The 16,809-nt window shown below is 46.4% G+C and carries 16 protein-coding genes and 1 pseudogene; 4 read left to right on the top strand and 13 right to left on the bottom strand.

Translation table 11 applies throughout. From position 1 onward, the window contains the following. The coding region (locus BUB35_RS14475) for an integrase core domain-containing protein (RefSeq protein ID WP_143185466.1) at positions 1–266 on the top strand (266 nt) is incomplete at its 5' end. Positions 267–276: 10 nt separating this feature from the next. Here the strand turns inward: BUB35_RS14475 and priA are convergent. From priA to BUB35_RS14500, 5 genes are all read right to left on the bottom strand, one after another. After that, positions 277–2,709 (bottom strand): primosomal protein N', encoded by a 2,433-nt coding sequence (gene priA / locus BUB35_RS14480; RefSeq protein WP_072852906.1) that lies wholly within the window; start codon positions 2,707–2,709, stop codon positions 277–279. Between the two features lie 93 nt (positions 2,710–2,802). Then, the gene (gene rpoZ, locus BUB35_RS14485) at positions 2,803–3,096 is read right to left on the bottom strand and encodes a DNA-directed RNA polymerase subunit omega (RefSeq protein WP_072852908.1); all 294 of its coding nucleotides are present in this window, start codon (positions 3,094–3,096) and stop codon (positions 2,803–2,805) included. Positions 3,097–3,098: 2 nt separating this feature from the next. After that, on the bottom strand, positions 3,099–3,707 hold the full coding sequence (gmk, locus tag BUB35_RS14490; RefSeq protein WP_072852910.1) for a guanylate kinase: 609 nt from the start codon (positions 3,705–3,707) through the stop codon (positions 3,099–3,101). Next, complete coding sequence (locus BUB35_RS14495; RefSeq protein ID WP_072852912.1) at positions 3,704–3,967, bottom strand: DUF370 domain-containing protein; 264 nt, start codon at positions 3,965–3,967, stop codon at positions 3,704–3,706. Before BUB35_RS14495 ends, gmk begins: the two co-directional genes overlap by 4 nt. Before the next feature lie 4 nt (positions 3,968–3,971). Beyond that, complete coding sequence (locus BUB35_RS14500; protein ID WP_072852914.1) at positions 3,972–4,859, bottom strand: YicC/YloC family endoribonuclease; 888 nt, start codon at positions 4,857–4,859, stop codon at positions 3,972–3,974. Between the two features lie 210 nt (positions 4,860–5,069). Here BUB35_RS14500 and BUB35_RS14505 point away from each other — a divergent pair, with 210 nt between their 5' ends. Both BUB35_RS14505 and BUB35_RS14510 read left to right on the top strand, forming a co-directional pair. Then, positions 5,070–6,836 (top strand): Rqc2 family fibronectin-binding protein, encoded by a 1,767-nt coding sequence (locus BUB35_RS14505; protein WP_072852916.1) that lies wholly within the window; start codon positions 5,070–5,072, stop codon positions 6,834–6,836. Positions 6,837–6,924: 88 nt separating this feature from the next. Beyond that, complete coding sequence (locus tag BUB35_RS14510) at positions 6,925–8,253, top strand: MATE family efflux transporter (RefSeq protein WP_072852918.1); 1,329 nt, start codon at positions 6,925–6,927, stop codon at positions 8,251–8,253. Positions 8,254–8,288: 35 nt separating this feature from the next. Here BUB35_RS14510 and BUB35_RS14515 read toward each other — a convergent pair whose 3' ends face one another. The 7 genes from BUB35_RS14515 to BUB35_RS14545 form a co-directional block, all read right to left on the bottom strand. Continuing rightward, positions 8,289–8,672 (bottom strand): hypothetical protein, encoded by a 384-nt coding sequence (locus BUB35_RS14515; protein WP_072852920.1) that lies wholly within the window; start codon positions 8,670–8,672, stop codon positions 8,289–8,291. A gap of 61 nt (positions 8,673–8,733) precedes the next feature. Continuing rightward, positions 8,734–10,224 carry a ribonuclease Y gene (gene rny, locus BUB35_RS14520; RefSeq protein ID WP_022255628.1) on the bottom strand — a complete coding sequence of 497 codons (1,491 nt, stop codon included), beginning with the start codon at positions 10,222–10,224 and terminating at the stop codon, positions 8,734–8,736. Between the two features lie 250 nt (positions 10,225–10,474). Then, entirely contained in the window at positions 10,475–11,920 is a 1,446-nt protein-coding gene (locus tag BUB35_RS14525) for an Rne/Rng family ribonuclease (protein WP_072852924.1), read from the bottom strand. A 72-nt stretch (positions 11,921–11,992) separates the two neighbouring features. Beyond that, the gene (locus tag BUB35_RS14530) at positions 11,993–12,463 is read right to left on the bottom strand and encodes a M23 family metallopeptidase (RefSeq protein WP_072852926.1); all 471 of its coding nucleotides are present in this window, start codon (positions 12,461–12,463) and stop codon (positions 11,993–11,995) included. Positions 12,464–12,467: 4 nt separating this feature from the next. Continuing rightward, complete coding sequence (locus BUB35_RS14535) at positions 12,468–12,809, bottom strand: hypothetical protein (protein WP_072852928.1); 342 nt, start codon at positions 12,807–12,809, stop codon at positions 12,468–12,470. A 60-nt stretch (positions 12,810–12,869) separates the two neighbouring features. Beyond that, positions 12,870–14,432: a sensor histidine kinase gene (locus BUB35_RS14540; protein ID WP_072852930.1), complete on the bottom strand. Its 1,563-nt coding sequence runs from the start codon at positions 14,430–14,432 to the stop codon at positions 12,870–12,872. Further along, complete coding sequence (locus BUB35_RS14545) at positions 14,416–15,099, bottom strand: response regulator transcription factor (RefSeq protein ID WP_022364897.1); 684 nt, start codon at positions 15,097–15,099, stop codon at positions 14,416–14,418. The genes BUB35_RS14540 and BUB35_RS14545 overlap by 17 nt, the downstream gene beginning before the upstream one ends. Positions 15,100–15,361: 262 nt before the next feature. On the opposite strand from BUB35_RS14545, the gene BUB35_RS14550 reads away from it, so the two are divergent. Then, entirely contained in the window at positions 15,362–16,384 is a 1,023-nt protein-coding gene (locus BUB35_RS14550; protein ID WP_072852932.1) for a TlpA family protein disulfide reductase, read from the top strand. 247 nt (positions 16,385–16,631) lie between these two features. On the opposite strand, the pseudogene BUB35_RS19310 reads toward BUB35_RS14550, so the two are convergent. Then, a pseudogene (locus BUB35_RS19310) lies at positions 16,632–16,809 on the bottom strand (IS200/IS605 family transposase); the annotation flags it as partial.

Here is a 16,809-nt window from a genome sequence, read left to right on the forward strand (position 1 = left end):
AGCGAACTCTAAAGGAGCATGGAATCCGTCATAAACTGATCCGTCCTTTCACACCCCGTCATAACGGGAAAGTGGAACGCAGCCACCGGAAGGATAACGAGCGGTTTTATGCCACCCATACCTTTTATTCCTTTGAGGACTTTTCCAGGCAGCTCCAAGTCTATAACCGTAGGGACTATAATCTGTTCCCTATGAGACCTCTGGGTTGGAAATCCCCACAGACTGTCCTGAAGGAATTTATTAAGGAGGGTGTAACATATGTTTGACAAACCCACATCACGCAAGGAAAGCAAGATGAAAGCGGATTTCCCGGCTCACGTCTTTTTTTGTTTGCTCTACAGTATACAGGACAAAGGCTTTCAGCCGATCTGCATCCGTTCCCTTGGCAAAAATCTGCCAGCGGAATTCTCCACGGAATTTCGGCAAAGGCGCTGGTGCAGGACCAACTACGGTACAGCCTGCCCGTTCTGCGTAATGATTCATATAAGCCCCTAGTCGCTGGGCAGCCAGTATCACTTCCTGCTCCATTTCTCCAGTGATGAGCACAGAGAAAATGTGAGAAAAAGGCGGGTACTCCATTGCCTGCCGCAGGAGGATTTCCTCCTGATAAAATCCTTCGTAATCCTGTGCCGCCGCCATACGGATGGCGTGATTTTCCGGCTGGTAAGTCTGGATGAACACCCGTCCGGCAAGCTCTCCTCGTCCGGCTCTGCCAGCCGCTTGGGTAATGAGCTGGAAACAGGTTTCCGCCGCCTGATAGGTACCTAAATTCAAAGAAAGATCCGCTGCCAGAATCCCCACCAACGTCACATTGGGGAAATCATGACCTTTGGCAATCATCTGGGTACCAATGAGAATATCAGCCTTTCCTTTTCCAAACAATTCCAAGATGCGGGCATGCCCGTTTTTCCCTGTGGTGGTATCCGCATCCATACGCAGAACACTTGCCTCTGGAAACAGCCGTCTGGTTTCTTCCTCGATTTTCTGGGTTCCTGTACCAAAATAGCGGATATAATGGGAGCCACAGGAAGGGCATGTCTTAGGCACCGGCACTTCTTTGCCGCAGTAATGGCAGACCAATGCCTTATCCGACGCATGGTAAGTGTAAGAAACGTTACAGGAAGGACAGGTCAATGCTTCTCCGCATTTCCGGCAGGAAACAAATGTGGAATATCCCCGTCGATTCAGGAAAAGCATGGTCTGCTGTCCTTTTTCCAAATTTTCCCGGATTGCCTGCTGCAAAGGCAATCCAAAAGCGGAACGGTTGCCATCCTCCAGCTCCTTCCGCATATCCGTCACAAATACCTCAGGTAGTGTGCTGCCTTTTGTCCGTTCTTTCAATTGCAGCAGCAAAAATTCTCCTGTCACTGCCCGATGATAACTGTCGATGTCAGGGGTAGCGCTGCCCATAACCAGCAATGCTCCTGTCAGTTCCGACAGCTTTCTTGCCACTTCGCGGGTATGATACTTGGGTGTTACATCGGAAATGTAACTGCTTTCGTGACACTCATCCATGACAATGACCCCAAGATTGGAGAACGGCATAAACAACGCGGAACGTGGTCCAATGATGATGGAAATTTCTCCGTCCCTTGCCTTTCGCCACTGGTCCAGACGTTCTCCCAAGGAAAGACGGCTATGGGTCACAGAAACTCGCTTGCCAAAACGAGAAATAAACCGCTCCATAATCTGAGGAGTCAATGAAATTTCCGGCACCAACACAATGGCTTGCTTCCCCGCCATGATCACATGCTCAATGAGCTGCATATAGATTTCTGTTTTGCCGCTGCCTGTGACTCCGTGAAGCAGGACAGGACGTTTCTGCTCTTTCTCTTCTTCCTCTCGCAAAAGGGTCAACGCCTGCGCCTGTTCCGGTGTGGGATAAAAAGGCTGGGTGGGTGTGTAATCCTCTAACTGGAACACATCCCGCTTTTCCTGTCTGCGCTGTTCTACCAAAATGCCCTTTTGCAAGAGGGTATGAATGGGGGAATCTGTCACAGTAGCCTTTTCCTTCAATTCCTCTACGGAAATGCTTTCTCCCGGGCAAATGGCAGAAAGTACACGCAGCTGTCCTGCCAGACGCTTATCTTTTTCTGCTTTTTCCTTTGCTGCTATGAGCAGTTCTTCATTTTCTGTCAGGGAAACATATCGTTTTTCTTTTTTATAGGTACTGCGTGTGGTTTTCTGGTGCAGACGGACAACCTTTTTCTCCTGTAAACAGCGCAGAATATATTCCGTGCGATTGCCGAAAATCTGTTCCAATTCTCGCAGAGGAACCGCACCGCCCTGCTCTATGAGCACATCTGCCATCTGCTGTTCTTTTTCCGAAAGTTCTGCCGTCTGTCCCGTCAGTTCTGCATACCAGACGCTTTTGGTGCGGATGCCCGCCGGCATCACAGCCTGCAAACACTGGTTCAATGTGCAGAAATATTCCTTTTTCATCCATTTTGCCAGTTCCAGTATGGACGGCGTCAGGATGGGTCTGCCTTCATCCAGGATTTCCACGATTTCCTTGATTTTCCCTGCAGGTACTTCCGTCGTTTCCGTCAGGGCAATGACGTAGCCTTCCCGTTTGGTGTTGCGCTGCCCAAAAGGCACCATAACACGCAGCCCTACGCAAACTTCTTCTTCCCACTGCGCAGGCACTCTATAATCAAAGACACGGTCTACCTCCGCATGATTGGCATCAATGATGACCTGTGCGTACATCTCGCACCTCCTTTCTGTAAATGTCAGAAAAGCCGGAGATTTCGCTGTTCCTTTCGGCAGCTTTCTGAACCTCCGACTTTTTTCCGTTGATCATTATGCTTCTGTTTCTTCTGTTGCTATTGTTTCTTCTACAGCTTCTTCTTCCGCAGGAACTGCTTCTTCGGGATGTCCCTGACGTACTTTGATTTTGCCCTGATACAGTTCGTTGACTGCAATGGATACGGGTTTGTCAACCTTTGTGTTGCTTACCAGAGGTTCAGCATGGTCAACCAGCTGTCTTGCACGTTTTGCTGCTGCAATCACGATGGTGTAACGGCTGCCCAGTGTAATGTCGTCTGTTTCCTGATTGATAACGTCCAATAAGTCTGTATAAGATGGTCTTAACATAATCAAATCTCTCCTTTGAATACCTTTTTAATCTCTTTATTTCTGCTGCAGCGCATGGATTCCGCATGGACAATGTCCAGAATATCCTGTGTTGCCTGAGGAACAGTGTCATTGATGACTACATAATCATAATCCTGCACATATTCCATTTCTTCCAGTGCACGATGGATACGGCGGTTGATGGTTTCCTTATCCTCTGTGCCGCGATTTGTCAGGCGTCTGCCCAGTTCTTCCAGATTGGGAGGAACCAGGAAAATCAATACCCCTTCGGGATAGAGTTTTTTCACCTGCAATGCACCCTGCACTTCGATTTCCAGAATGACATTCTGGCCTTTCTGCAGCTGTTCTGTTACATATGCTCTCGGTGTGCCGTAGCAGTTGCCGCAGAATTCTGCCCATTCCAGCAGTTCCTGATTGGCAATCATTTTTTCAAATTCTTCCCTTGTGCGGAAGAAATAATGCACACCGTCCTGTTCATACTCTCTTGGGGCACGTGTGGTAGCGGAAATGGAAAGGGCAAAATCATCCTTTGCTTTCAGCTGTTCCACGATGGTGCCTTTGCCAGAACCAGATGGTCCTGATAAAATCAGCAATAATCCCTGTTTTTTCATGTTACACTCCCCTTTTGTTCTGCCGCAAGGCGTCCGCCAATGGTTTCGGGCATATTGGGCGAAAGCACCACATGTCCGTTATCCATGATGATGACGCATCTTGTTTTTCTGCCGTAAGTGGCGTCGATCAGATTCCCTTTTTCTTTTGCCTCCTGAATAATCCGCTTCACAGGGGCAGAATCGGGGCTGATGATGGCAATGACACGGTTTGCGGAAACCACATTGCCATAGCCAATATTCAAAAACTGAATCCTTTCCATATGATCACTCCAGATTCTGAATCTGTTCTCTGATTTTTTCGATTTCGCTCTTGAGGGCAATGGTTGCCTTCACAATGCGGATATCATTTGCTTTGGAAGCGATGGTGTTGGATTCTCTGTTCATTTCCTGCACCAGGAAATCCAGCTTTCTGCCTACCTGACCGCCATTTTCCAGAATTTCTCTCAGCTGGATCAGATGGCTGTCCAGTCTGGTCAGTTCTTCATCAATGCAGCCTTTATCCGCGAAAATAGCCACTTCCATTGCCACACGCTGAGGGTCTACATCCACATTGTCCAGCAGTTCTTTCAGGCGGTTATTGAGTTTTTCCTGATATTCCACAACCACCTGAGGAGCGTATACCTTTACTTCTTCCACCAGTTTGGCAATGTATTCGCCTTTTTTCAGGATATCCTGTTTCAGGTTTTCCCCTTCCACGCTGCGCATAGCAACAAAGTTTTCCACTGCCGCATCCAGCGCGGGAGAAAGTGCTGCCCAGATCACATCTTCTTCCTTCTGTGCTTTTTCCACGGTGATCACATCGGGGAATTTCGCTGTCAGAGAAAGCAAATCTGCGCCGTTGACACCCAGCAGGTTTTCCAGTTCACGGAGTTTTTCTGCATAAGCCGCTGCCAAACCTGTGTTGAGTTTTACTTCCACGTCATCAGCGGAAAATGTTTCAAAACTGATGAACACGTCGGTTTTGCCGCGGAACACATCCTGCATCACCCGTTTTTTGATTTTATCTTCCAGACTTGCCAGAGAACGGGGCAGTTTGATGGTCATATCATTATAACGGTGGTTGACAGATTTCATTTCCACCACAAATTTCCGGTCTTCTGCAATATGCTCGCCTCTGCCATAGCCTGTCATGCTTCTTACATTCGCACTCATGTCTGTTCCTTTCTTTCTAAACTCATGTTTTCCGAACCATTTTGAACTGTTTCATTATACCCATTGTCAGGCAAAAGCGCAACAAAAAGCGGGAATTGTATCCACTATTTTTAATCAAATTTTAATTTTTCTTTTCAAAAGCTCCCCCTTTTCCCTTTTTGTCAAATATGCTATACTGAATTGTTAGCAAAACAAAAAGGAGGGATTGCTATGGCACTGGACGGTATCACCACCGCAGCCATCGTCACCGAACTGAAAGAGAAACTCATCGGCGGCAGAATCGACAAGGTACATCAGCCCCTTGCCGATGAAATCCGCTTTTCCGTGCGCGCCATCGGCGCCAATTATAAAGTGCTGGCTTCTGCCAATTCCGGTCATCCCCGGATGCACATCACCGAAAACACCAGAGAAAACCCCATGACAGCGCCCCTGTTCTGCATGGTACTGCGCAAACACATTGCAGGCGGCAAAATCATTGACATTTGCCAGCCAAACTTTGAACGTATCATCATCATCAAAGTGGAGTCTGCCAACGAAATGGGCGACATGACTGTGAAAAACCTGATTCTGGAAATCATGGGCAAACACAGCAACCTGATTCTCGCTGACGAAAACAACAAGATTCTGGATTCCATCAAGCGTGTTTCCCACGACAAAAGCTCTGTCCGAGAAGTCCTGCCGGGAAAAACCTATGTGTTCCCCCCTTCTCAGGATAAGAAAAACCCTATGGAACTGGAAGAAAGCAGCTTTTCCTCTCTGCTCCATGTGCAGGAAGGTCAGAAGATACAGGACTTCCTTTATAAGACCTATACCGGCATCAGTCCCATCATGGCAGCGGAAATCTGCCACGAAGCAAAACTGGATGCCTCCGATGCCTGCGAGCAGATGACAGCGGAAAAAGAACATGCCCTCTTTACCGCCTTTTCCAACACCATGGAACAGGTAAAAGCAGGTGCTTTCTCCCCTGCTGTTTACTATCAGAAACCCGGCGGCAAAATTCTGGATTTTGGCGTACTGCCCATGACACAGTTTGACGGATTATATGCGAAAGCATATCCTACCGTATCTGATCTGCTGGAAGGATTTTACACTGAACGCGACAACGCGGCACATATCCGCCAGAAAGCACACGATACTCGCCGACTGGTCATGACCAACATCGAAAGATGTGTGAAAAAGAAAGACATCCAGCTGAAAACCCTGCGGGATGTAGCAGGCAAGGATAAATGGAAATTGAAAGGCGAGCTCATTACCGCCAACATCTACGCCATTCCTCCCAATGCTACCACATTCAAAACTGTAAACTTCTATGACGAAAATATGGCAGAAATCGAAATCGCGCTGGACCCTACCAAAACACCGGCAGAAAATGCCCAGAAATATTTCAATAAATACAACAAAGCCAAACGTACACTGGCAGCCATGGAAATCCAACAGAAACAAAACGATGAAGAACTGGCTTATCTGGAAAGTGTCCTGAACGCACTGGACACCGCAAAGGACGATGCCGATTTGGCAGAAATCCGCACCGAGCTGGCAGAAAGCGGCTTCATCCGCAGACAGCCCCAGAAAAAAGGTCAGTCCAAGCCAAAGAAAGCAAAACCCATGCGCTACATTTCTTCTGACGGCTACGAAATTCTGGTGGGCAAAAGCAATCTGCAAAACGATGAGTTGACTTTGCGGACAGCAGAGCCTACAGACATCTGGATGCATACCAAAGAAATCCCCGGCTCCCACGTCATCATCCGCACCAACGGCAAAGGAGAAGTTCCCATTCCCACACTGGAAGAAGCAGCAAATCTGGCTGCTTTCTACAGCAAAGCCAAAAACGGCAGTATGGTGCCTGTGGACTATACCCTGCGGAAAAACGTGAAAAAGCCCAATGGCGCAAAACCGGGCATGGTCATTTATCTGACCAACAAAACCATTTATATTACACCGGAAGAAGAAAAAGTCAACCAAATGGCAACTGAATAAAAACAGGCAAACGCGTTTTGATATTCCGGCGCGTTTGCCTTTCTTTTGAAAACTATAGGTATACAGTATGTTATCGTGAGGTCATATTATGCAAAACGACATTTCCAAAGAATTTTCCCTTGGCGGATTGCTCCGTTTTACATTTCCCACCATCATTATGATGATGTTTGTGGCAACCTATATCATTGCAGACGGTATTTTCGTTTCCCGTTTTGTGGGAACGGCAGCCCTTTCTGCCATTAACATCGTTTATCCCCTCATCAACGTCATGTTGGGTGTGGGCATCATGCTGGGCACCGGCGGCAGTGCCATCATCGGCAGAGAACTGGGGGCAGGCAAAGAAGATTTGGCAAGACGGCATTTTACACTGCTGACACTCTTTGCCATCGCCATGGGTCTGATTCTTTCCCTGCTCTGCTTTGTATTCATCGAGCCCCTTTCCATATTTCTGGGGGCTGACGAAGCCCTGCTGCCCTACTGCATCGACTACGGCAGAATCATGATGGCGTTTTACTCCATCTCTGTGGTACAGGTACTCTTTCAGGTGTTCTTTGTCACCGCAGGCAAACCGAAATTGGGACTGATTCTCAACGTTGCCAGCGGCATCAGCAACATCGTTTTTGACTATGTATTCATCGTTTTGATGGATATGGGCATCAAAGGTGCCGGCTGGGGAACGGTCACCAGTTTCCTCATTGGTGGCATTCCTCCACTGATTTATTTTATGAAACCACGCTCTGTTCTGTATTTCGTAAAACCCGAATGGAACACGCAGGTATTACTCCACAGCATGAGCAACGGTGTTTCCGAACTGATTACCAACATTTCCTCTGGTGTCACCACATACCTGTTCAACAAAGTCATGATGCAGATGATGGGACAAGACGGCGTTGCTGCCATAACCATTATTCTTTACGCAAAGTTCCTCTTTGCCTCTGCCTATATGGGCTTTTCCAATGGTGTGGCACCGGTATTCAGTTATCAGTACGGCAAGCGAAATCATGTCCAGCTGAAACGACTGTTCAAAATGTCCATGGGCATCATATTGGTTTCTTCGGCCGTCATCAGTGTACTTTCGTTCCTGCTGGCAGAGCCCACCATACTGGTATTTACCCCCAGAGAAAGTTCCACATTCACCCTCACATTAAATGGGTATAAAATCTGTGCATGGAACTTCCTGTTCTGCGGCGTGAATATATTCGCTTCGGCATTTTTCACTGCCCTCTCCAACGGGGTGCTTTCGGCACTGATTTCCTCCCTGCGCACCTTCGTTTGTGTCAGCGGATGCATCCTATTCTTGCCGAAATATCTTGATCTGCTAGGTGTATGGCTTGCCATTCCCGTGGCAGAAGTGCTGACCATTGTGGTAGCCATCATTCTGTTTGTGGGCGCAAGAAAAAAATATCAATATGCATAAAGAAAAAGGATGGATTAAAAAATCCATCCTCTTTTTTATGCCTGATACTCCTGATAAATCTTACCGAAAAAGTCATCCAATGCCTGTTTCATTTCTGCAAAGCCTTCGGGATGCTTAGAATGTCCCATAGCATGAATTTCTTCCCCTTCTTTGCCATAGGCATGGAACACCCAGCTATCTCCTGCACAAATACATGTTTCGATGTCATAAAATCCATCCCAAGCCGCTGCATTCTGTTCTTCCAGCAATTTTGCCAGTTCCACAGCCAATTCCTGGGCAGACTCACAGCGCAGGCTACGTTCTTCCCCATCGTAGAGGTCAATTCCCACGTTTACGCCTTTTTCATTGTCCAGACGATACCAAGCCATGTATCCGTCATTTCTGCCATAGCGAAAAGAAAAAGATTTGATTTCTTTCATTGCGCTTCCTCCTCCGTGTAAAAAGAAAGGGCATCTCGTTTGGAGATACCCTCTTTTTGGTTTATTTTGCGTATTCTACTGCTCTTGTTTCTCGAATCAAATTTACTTTGATCTGTCCCGGATATTCCAGTTCTTCCTCGATCTTCTTAGCAATGTCTCTTGCCAACAAGGTCATGCCGTCATCACTGACATCTTCCGGAACTATAACAATCCGCAATTCACGACCAGCCTGAATTGCGAAAGATTTTTCAACGCCTTTGAAATTATCTGCAATTTCTTCCAGCTTCTGCAGACGTTTGATGTAGGATTCCAGAGTTTCTCTTCTTGCACCGGGTCTTGCCGCAGAAATCGCGTCTGCTGCCTGTACCAGTACTGCAATGATGCTCTGAGGTTCCACGTCGCCATGATGGGCTTCCACCGCATTGATGACTGTGTGGTTTTCCTTGTAGCGTTTCAGCAGACCTACACCGATGCTCACATGAGAACCTTCCATTTCGTGGTCCACACTCTTGCCGATATCGTGGAGCAAACCAGCGCGTTTTGCCATATTCACATCAACGCCCAGTTCCGCAGCCATGAGCCCAGCCAGATGGGATACTTCGATGGAGTGTTTCAATACGTTCTGACCGTAGCTGGTTCTGTATTTGAGTTTGCCCAGCAGGCGAACCAATTCAGGATGCAGCCCGTTAACACCTGTATCAAATGTTGCAGCTTCGCCTTCCTCGCGAATGGTGACTTCCACTTCTTTTTTGGCTTTTTCCACCATTTCTTCAATACGGGAAGGATGCACACGCCCGTCCACAATGAGTTTTTCCAGTGCGATTCTGGCAATCTCTCTGCGGATAGGGTCAAAGCCGGAAAGAATTACCGCTTCTGGTGTATCGTCAATGATCAGGTCAATGCCTGTCAGTGTTTCCAGTGCACGGATGTTTCTGCCTTCACGACCGATGATACGGCCTTTCATTTCATCATTGGGCAGCTGTACCACAGATACTGTAGTTTCTGCCACATGATCCACTGCACATCTCTGGATGGCATTGGCAACGATTTCTCTGGAGCGTTTGTCCGCTTCCATTTTTGCCTTGCTTTCGATTTCCTTGATCATCAGTGTCGCTTCATGCTTCACATCTGTTTCCACCATAGCCAGAATGTAATTCTTTGCTTCTTCGGTGGTCAGACCGGAAATGCGTTCCAGTTCCTGCAGCTGTTTTTCACGCAGTTCTTTCGCTTCTTCTTTCTGTCTTTCCAGATCCTCCAGTTTTCTGGACATCTGTTCTTCCTTGCGTTCCAAAGACTCTGTCTTTCTGTCCAGAGCTTCTTCCTTCTGGAACAAACGTCTTTCATTTCTCTGCAGTTCGTTTCTTCTGTCACGAACTTCTTTTTCCAGTTCATTTTTTGTTCTGATACTGTCTTCTTTGGCCTCCAAGAGGATTTCTTTCTTTCTTGCCTCTGCATCTTTTACGGCCTCGTCCACGATTTTATTGGCACGGTCTTCCGCCACGCCCACCTTCGCTTCCGCGATACGCTTTCTGTAAAAAATTCCGACAATCATCCCCAGAAGGAGTCCGATCACAGCACAGATAATACTTATCGGTTCTATGAAAAACACCTCCTTATTCAATTTTCAAAGTACATTTATGATTTCACATAGCCATAAGCAGTGCATAATACACCTTTTTTATTTTATAGCTTTTTTGCATATGTGTCAAGACAGTTTTCGTCTTTTTGCCAATGCCCTCTCGTGAAAAAAGCCGAAAAACAAGGCTTTTTCCTTTTATTTCTTGCCAGAATTGCATGAAAATTCACAAATTTTGCGTATGCTTTGTTTCCATCCGCAGTATTTCAAATTCACCAAAGGCAGCGTTGGCAACGCTTTCTGTCAGCACTTCACCGCCATAAACGCGCGCCATTTCCTCTGCAAAGCCATTGGAAAGGTACACCTGCAGCAGTCTGGCATCAGCTTTTACCAGAACCTTCCGGCAGATGGTTCCTGCAAAAATTGTTTTGGTTTCCCTGCGCATTTTCGCCGCCGTCCAGTCTATAGAGAAAACTCGTCCACTGCCTTCACAGCTGCGGCAATTGGTGGTAGTCTGTTTCAACAGAGAAGGCTTCGTTTTCTTTCTGGTAACCTGCATCAATCCCAGTTCCGTCATGCCAACCACAACGGTTTTCACCCGGTCTTTTTCCACTGCCGCTTTCAATGTTTTGGTCAGAATATTCCGGCTTTCCTCCTGCACCATATCAATAAAGTCAATGATGATGATGCCGGACAAGTTCCGCAGACGCATCTGTTTTGCCGCTTCTTCTGCCGCTTCCAAATTGGTTTTCAGTATCATTTTTTCCAAATCGCCCCGACCTGCGGCTTTAGCGGAATTGACGTCAATGACCACACAAGCTTCTGTTTCCTCGATGACCAGATAACCGCCGCTTTTGAGCCATACTTTCTGGGACAGTGCCTTTTCCAATTTACTTTCCGCATAAAAAGAAGCAAACAGCGGTGTTTTTTCTTCATATAACTCTAACTTTGGCTGTCCTTCTCTAGAAAAATCTCCCGTTGCCGCCAGCAATTCATAAGTTTCTTTGTCATTGACTACAACGCTGTCTAAATCGGCGCTGTAAAAATCCCTAGCGGCTTTCAGTACAGGGATATTTTCCTGCCACAGCAGCGCAGGTGCTTTCCGGTATTCTGCCTGCTTCACACTCTGCCATTTCTGCAACAGGCTTTCCAGTTCCTTCTGAAATTCCTCTTTGCTTCGCCCTGCTCCATTGGTGCGGACAATCGCGCCGCAGTCAGAAGGCAGAAGTTCTTCCATGATTTCCTGCATTCTTCTGCGTTCTGCTTCATTGGTGATTTTTCTGGAAACACCGATTTCTCCGCCTTCATTGGGAAGGAGTGCCAGAAACTTTCCAGCAAAAGAAATATTTCTGGTGAGAACTGCGCCCTTTGTACCTACAGCATCTTTTTCCACCTGCACCACAAGAGTATCCCCGGCTTTGGGACGATTTTCTTTCTCTACCCCCGAAGCCGCTCTTGTGTTTCCGTAATAAAGGTAGCCATTCTTCCCTGTGCCGATATCCACAAAGGCTGCCTGCAAATTAGGCACCACCGTTTCCACTCTGCCTGCATAGACATTTCCCACCAGACTTTCCGTCTGCTTCCGTTCCACATAAAATTCCACTGGCTCCCCATTTTCCAGAAGTGCCAGCCGGAATAAATTGGTATCTATATCCATCAATACTCGTTTCATTGTGTTCATCCTTTCGCATTTTCCTTATCTATCATACAGGAAAATGCGGTCCATTGCACGCATATCTTTCTGTTATTCCAAGTCTTCTCCCCTAGCCGCGTATTCCGCCGTCACCTCTGCCGTGTAAGGCAAATCCACATATTCCATAGGGTCCAGCAAAATGCCGTCTTTCCACAGACTGTAATGGAGATGCGGTCCAGTGGAAAGTCCAGTATTTCCTGATTTTGCCACAGCCTGTCCCTGTCGTACCTTCTCCCCTTCTTTCACCAGTGTTTTCTGCAAATGGGCATACTGCACCCGAAAGCCGTCATTGGTTTCATATTCCAGCACCAGACCGTATGTATCCGACTCCCGTATCTTCGTGACGACACCGCTTTTCACCGCTGCCACCTCTGTTCCTTCTGCCATGGCGATATCCAGTCCGTTATGAAATTCTGTTTTCTCCAAAAGGGGATTTTCCCGTTCTCCGCAGGAAGACGTGATGATTCCCTCTGCCGGATTGCAAAAGTCTTCCGTTTTTGGCGCAAAAACCACCTGTGCCACCGGACTAGGGTCCTTCTGTTTCAGGACCGTATGCATCATCTTTCAACGCAGGCAGTGCCATATCTTTTTCCTGCAAAAATACAGTCAGTCGTTCTCCTGCCGCCTGAATTTTTTCCAAGGGCATTTCGTATGCAATGGTATCTTTCACCTGCTGGGTGAGATTTTCTGCCGTTTCCGAATGAAACAAAGATACCAGAAGCAATCCTCCTGTCAAAATTACGGTCACATACAGCCGAAACAAAAACAGTTCTTTGCTCTTTGGCGCATTTTTCGGCTTTACGGACATACTTCCCCCCATATATTGCCGCAGTTCTTCCCTGCGTTTTCTCCAATCTTTTTCCCTCATGCAAAATCCCCTCCCGTACCAAAATTATATGACCGAGAGGGGACAAATATGTCTTAGGTGTTATTTGATTTTTGTATTCTTACCTGTTTCGCCTTTTTTTGCTTCCGGTTCTACCCACAGAGGGAAACGGTCAATGAATGTAGCGCCTTCGCCCCGTTTGCTTTCCACCAAAATGGCGCCATCATGGCTGCTGACAATCCATTTCGCAATGGAAAGCCCCAAGCCAGTACCGGAAATCTCCTTATTTCTGGATTTATCTTCCCGGTAGAAACGGTCGAATATCTTGGACTGTTCTTCTTTGGCAATGCCCATGCCGTCATCCGCTACGGAAACATAAGCATATTTCTTATCTTTCCAGACTTTGATATGAATCTTCCCGCCGTCTGTGGTATATTTCAGGGCATTTTCCCCGTGAATCCACAAAAGCTGTTTGATGAGGTCGCTATCGCCATTAATTTCCACCTGTTCCGCTTCCTCATAAGTAATCTGGCGGTCTTTCTGGAGCAAATCCAGCTCTTTGACGATTTCCTGTGCCACATCATTCAGACACATACGCGCCCGTTTTGCATGCATGCGGTTCTGGTCGCTTTTTGCCAAAAACAGCAGGTTACTAATAAGCTCTTTCATATGCTCTGTTTCGCCCAGAATGGAATCAATAGATTCCTGCAATACATCCGGGTTGCTTTTTCCCCAGCGGTTGATAAGACTTGCGTAGCCCTGAATAACGGAAATAGGTGTCCGCAGTTCGTGAGAAGCGTCAGACACAAACTGATTCTGTCTGTGGAACGCCTTCTCTAGTCGGTCAATCATAGAGTTGAAGGTGATGGTCAGCTCCTTCATTTCGTCATCAGGACCATCTAAGTCAATACGCTGGGTCAAGTCCTCAATACTGATACGTTCTGCAGTTGTGCGAATCTGTTCCACTGGTTTCAGCACACGGCGGCTGATATAGCGGCCTGCAAGGAATGCGCAGAAAATACCGATAAAATCAGCAATGACCATTTTCCATAAAAAGGACTGGAGAAAATCCTGGTTGCCGTTAAGCTGTTTGAATGCCTGAATCTGATACTTGTCTCCATCCTTTTTGTATTGGGTGGACAAAAGCATAAATTTCTGTTCTCCGGGACCTTCCAGTATAAATTCCTGACGGTTCACACCCAGTTCTTTTAAAGAACGGATGTGATACTCTGTTTTTGACAATTCTTCTATGACTTCATCTTTATTCAAAAGTCCGCTTAACACCGAATTTTCCCCATTGTTTTCATTTATCAGCTGGGGAGGCTGTTTGATGAATGCCGGAATCTCGCCTACGTGGCTGTTAAATCCCTCATTTTCCGAATAACTAAATACGCTTACTTCCACGTATTTGTTATCCAGCAGATCTTTCAAGGATTCATTCGTAAGAGTTCCGCCGTTATCCAAAAACTGTTCAATGTTGACAATGGTGGTTTCCAGCTGTTTTCGCACGCTATTCTGCTCTAAGATCGTGGTATTCACAAAGAAAAATCCACTGAGCAGAAGCAAAGAAAAGGAAAATATCCCACCATAAATCAGCGTAATCCTTTTTGCAATGGCAAGATTTTGAAATCTGCCAAATAATGATTTCTTATTCGTCTTTGACATAGTACCCTACTCCTCGAATGGTATGAATATATTTTATGCCAAACGCCTCATCAATTTTAGAACGCAGATAACGGATGTATACATCCACCACATTGGTTTCTCCAATGTAGCTGTAACCCCATACCTCGTTGAGGATCTGCTCTCTGGAAAGGACAATATTCTTATTCTGTACCAAATACAACAAAAGTTCATATTCCTTCTTTGTCAGGTCAACCACGGTTCCATTGACAGTGACCATACGCTTGTCCGTGTCAATTTCCAGCCCCTGCACTTCCAGAATAACTTTCTTTGCACCGCCTGCATGGGCATGTTTGAAAGCCACACGCATACGCGCCAGCAGTTCTTCAATGGCAAAAGGCTTTGTCAGATAATCATCTGCGCCGCTGTCCAGCCCTGCTACTTTATCCATGGTTTCGTCTTTTGCAGTCAGCATGATAATGGGTACATTGGAGAATTTCCGCACTCTTCTGCAAATTTCAATACCTGTCAATCCCGGCAGCATCAAATCCAACAAAATCATGTCGTAATTTCCGTCTGTGACCATTTGCAGACCTTCTCTGCCGTCATGGCAGACCGTCACATCATATCCTTCATAACGCAGTTCCAGCTCCACAAAACGCGCCAGCTTGACCTCGTCTTCTATCAAAATAACTTTTTTCCGTTCCATAAGCGCCCTCCGTTCTAAACTATACCATTTACATTATACCAATAGAATTGTATTTTGTCTTAAAAAACTATTTTATATGCCCCTCCTTAAATAACCCTTGCATCCGCATTAAAATATCATTAAATTCCAATGATACAAAAAAACACGTTTCCCTTCCGGCAAAAGTCTGTTATAATAAAGTCAGAGAAAAGGGCGGCGGTAGATTCTACCGCCTTCTTTTGCGAACATGCAGCATCATAATCAAACAGGAGGTTTTTATCCCATGAAAAAAGCATTTGCCCTTCTGCTCTGTGCGGTACTGTCCCTTTCTATGCTCAGTGCCTGCGGTGGCAGCACACAAAATACCACAGAGGAAACTGCAGAAACAGAAATCCGACTGGATGCCTGCGGACTGGCATACACCATTCCCCAGAGCTGGACCACAGAAGAAAACGTCAATCTGATTCCCACGTCCTATGCGCAGCCGGAAGATAGTGTTTATGCCGTTGTCCGCTATGATTATGCACCAGATGAAAACATGGAAGCGCTCAATGACACCTCATCTACCGTACCCGTTGACGAATTGATGGCACCGCTGGTGGAATTTCTGGTGGTACGGGATGGACAGGAAACTGCCGATTCTGCTGTAGCGGAATTCAACAAATTCAATTCCAAGCAGGAACTGCCCAAACAGGATGGTTTCCGGTTCTATTTCCTGACTGACCCTTCCACAGGCATTGATCATCTTTCCAAAGATGCACAGGAAGTGTATAAAACGCTGGCTGAAGACCTGCCCACACTTTACAAAAGTGTAGAAACATTCCAGCCTGATGAAGCATCTGTTGCAGAACAGGCTTCCAAGCAGGGTGAACTGTTCGGCTTCATTTCCACTGACCTGGAAGGCAACGCCATCGACAGCAGCATCTTTGCAGACTATGACCTGACCGCAGTGAACTTCTTTGCTTCCTACAGCTATCCTGACATCAACGAACTGAAAGAACTGGAAAGCTACTATCAGACATTGCAGGCAGAATATCCCAATGTAAACTTTGTACAGGTGATCATTGATACCCCCGGCAACGAAGCAGAAGCCAAAATCCTGGCAGCTTACGAAGAAAACGGCGTAACATTCACAGGTATCATGCCCGATAAAGCCATGGCAAGCTGGATTGTGGATAATCTGAAAGGTCTGCCTACAACCATTTTCATCGACAAAGACGGTCGTATCCAGGGCGATCGCATCGAAGGCAAACAGACTGCTGACCAGTATCTGGAAGCCACAAAAGAAATGCTGGATAATCTTTAAAAAACTGTAAAAGTCTTTACTGAAAGAAAAACTGAAAGAAAAGAACAGCTGGAATCCATACAATACAAAGGATTTCAGCTGTTTTTATTTTCAAATAAAGACATCACTTTTTTTCATAATCAGGACCACCGGCTTAGCCGGTGGTTTGCTCTGCCCCTAGAAGGGGCTATTACCAGCTGCGCTTGCAAGCGCATTGAAAGTCCGCCAAGTGCTCTACTTTCTCAACTGCCGCCCTTGGCGGCTATTTTTATTTGTTCCCTTTTACTTTTTCACCCGTGAACGGGTCAATGTACTCACTTAAACTTATTTGATCTGCCATCCAATCTTCTTTTAATTGATTGTTGATATATTCCCGGTTCTTTTTTGTATTCTTTCCTACTGTATCAACATAATATCCTCTACACCAAAATGTTCTATTTCCATAT

It is taken from the genome of Anaerotignum lactatifermentans DSM 14214 (genome assembly GCF_900142265.1).
In the GTDB taxonomy this organism is placed as follows: Bacteria; Bacillota; Clostridia; order Lachnospirales; family Anaerotignaceae; genus Anaerotignum; species Anaerotignum lactatifermentans.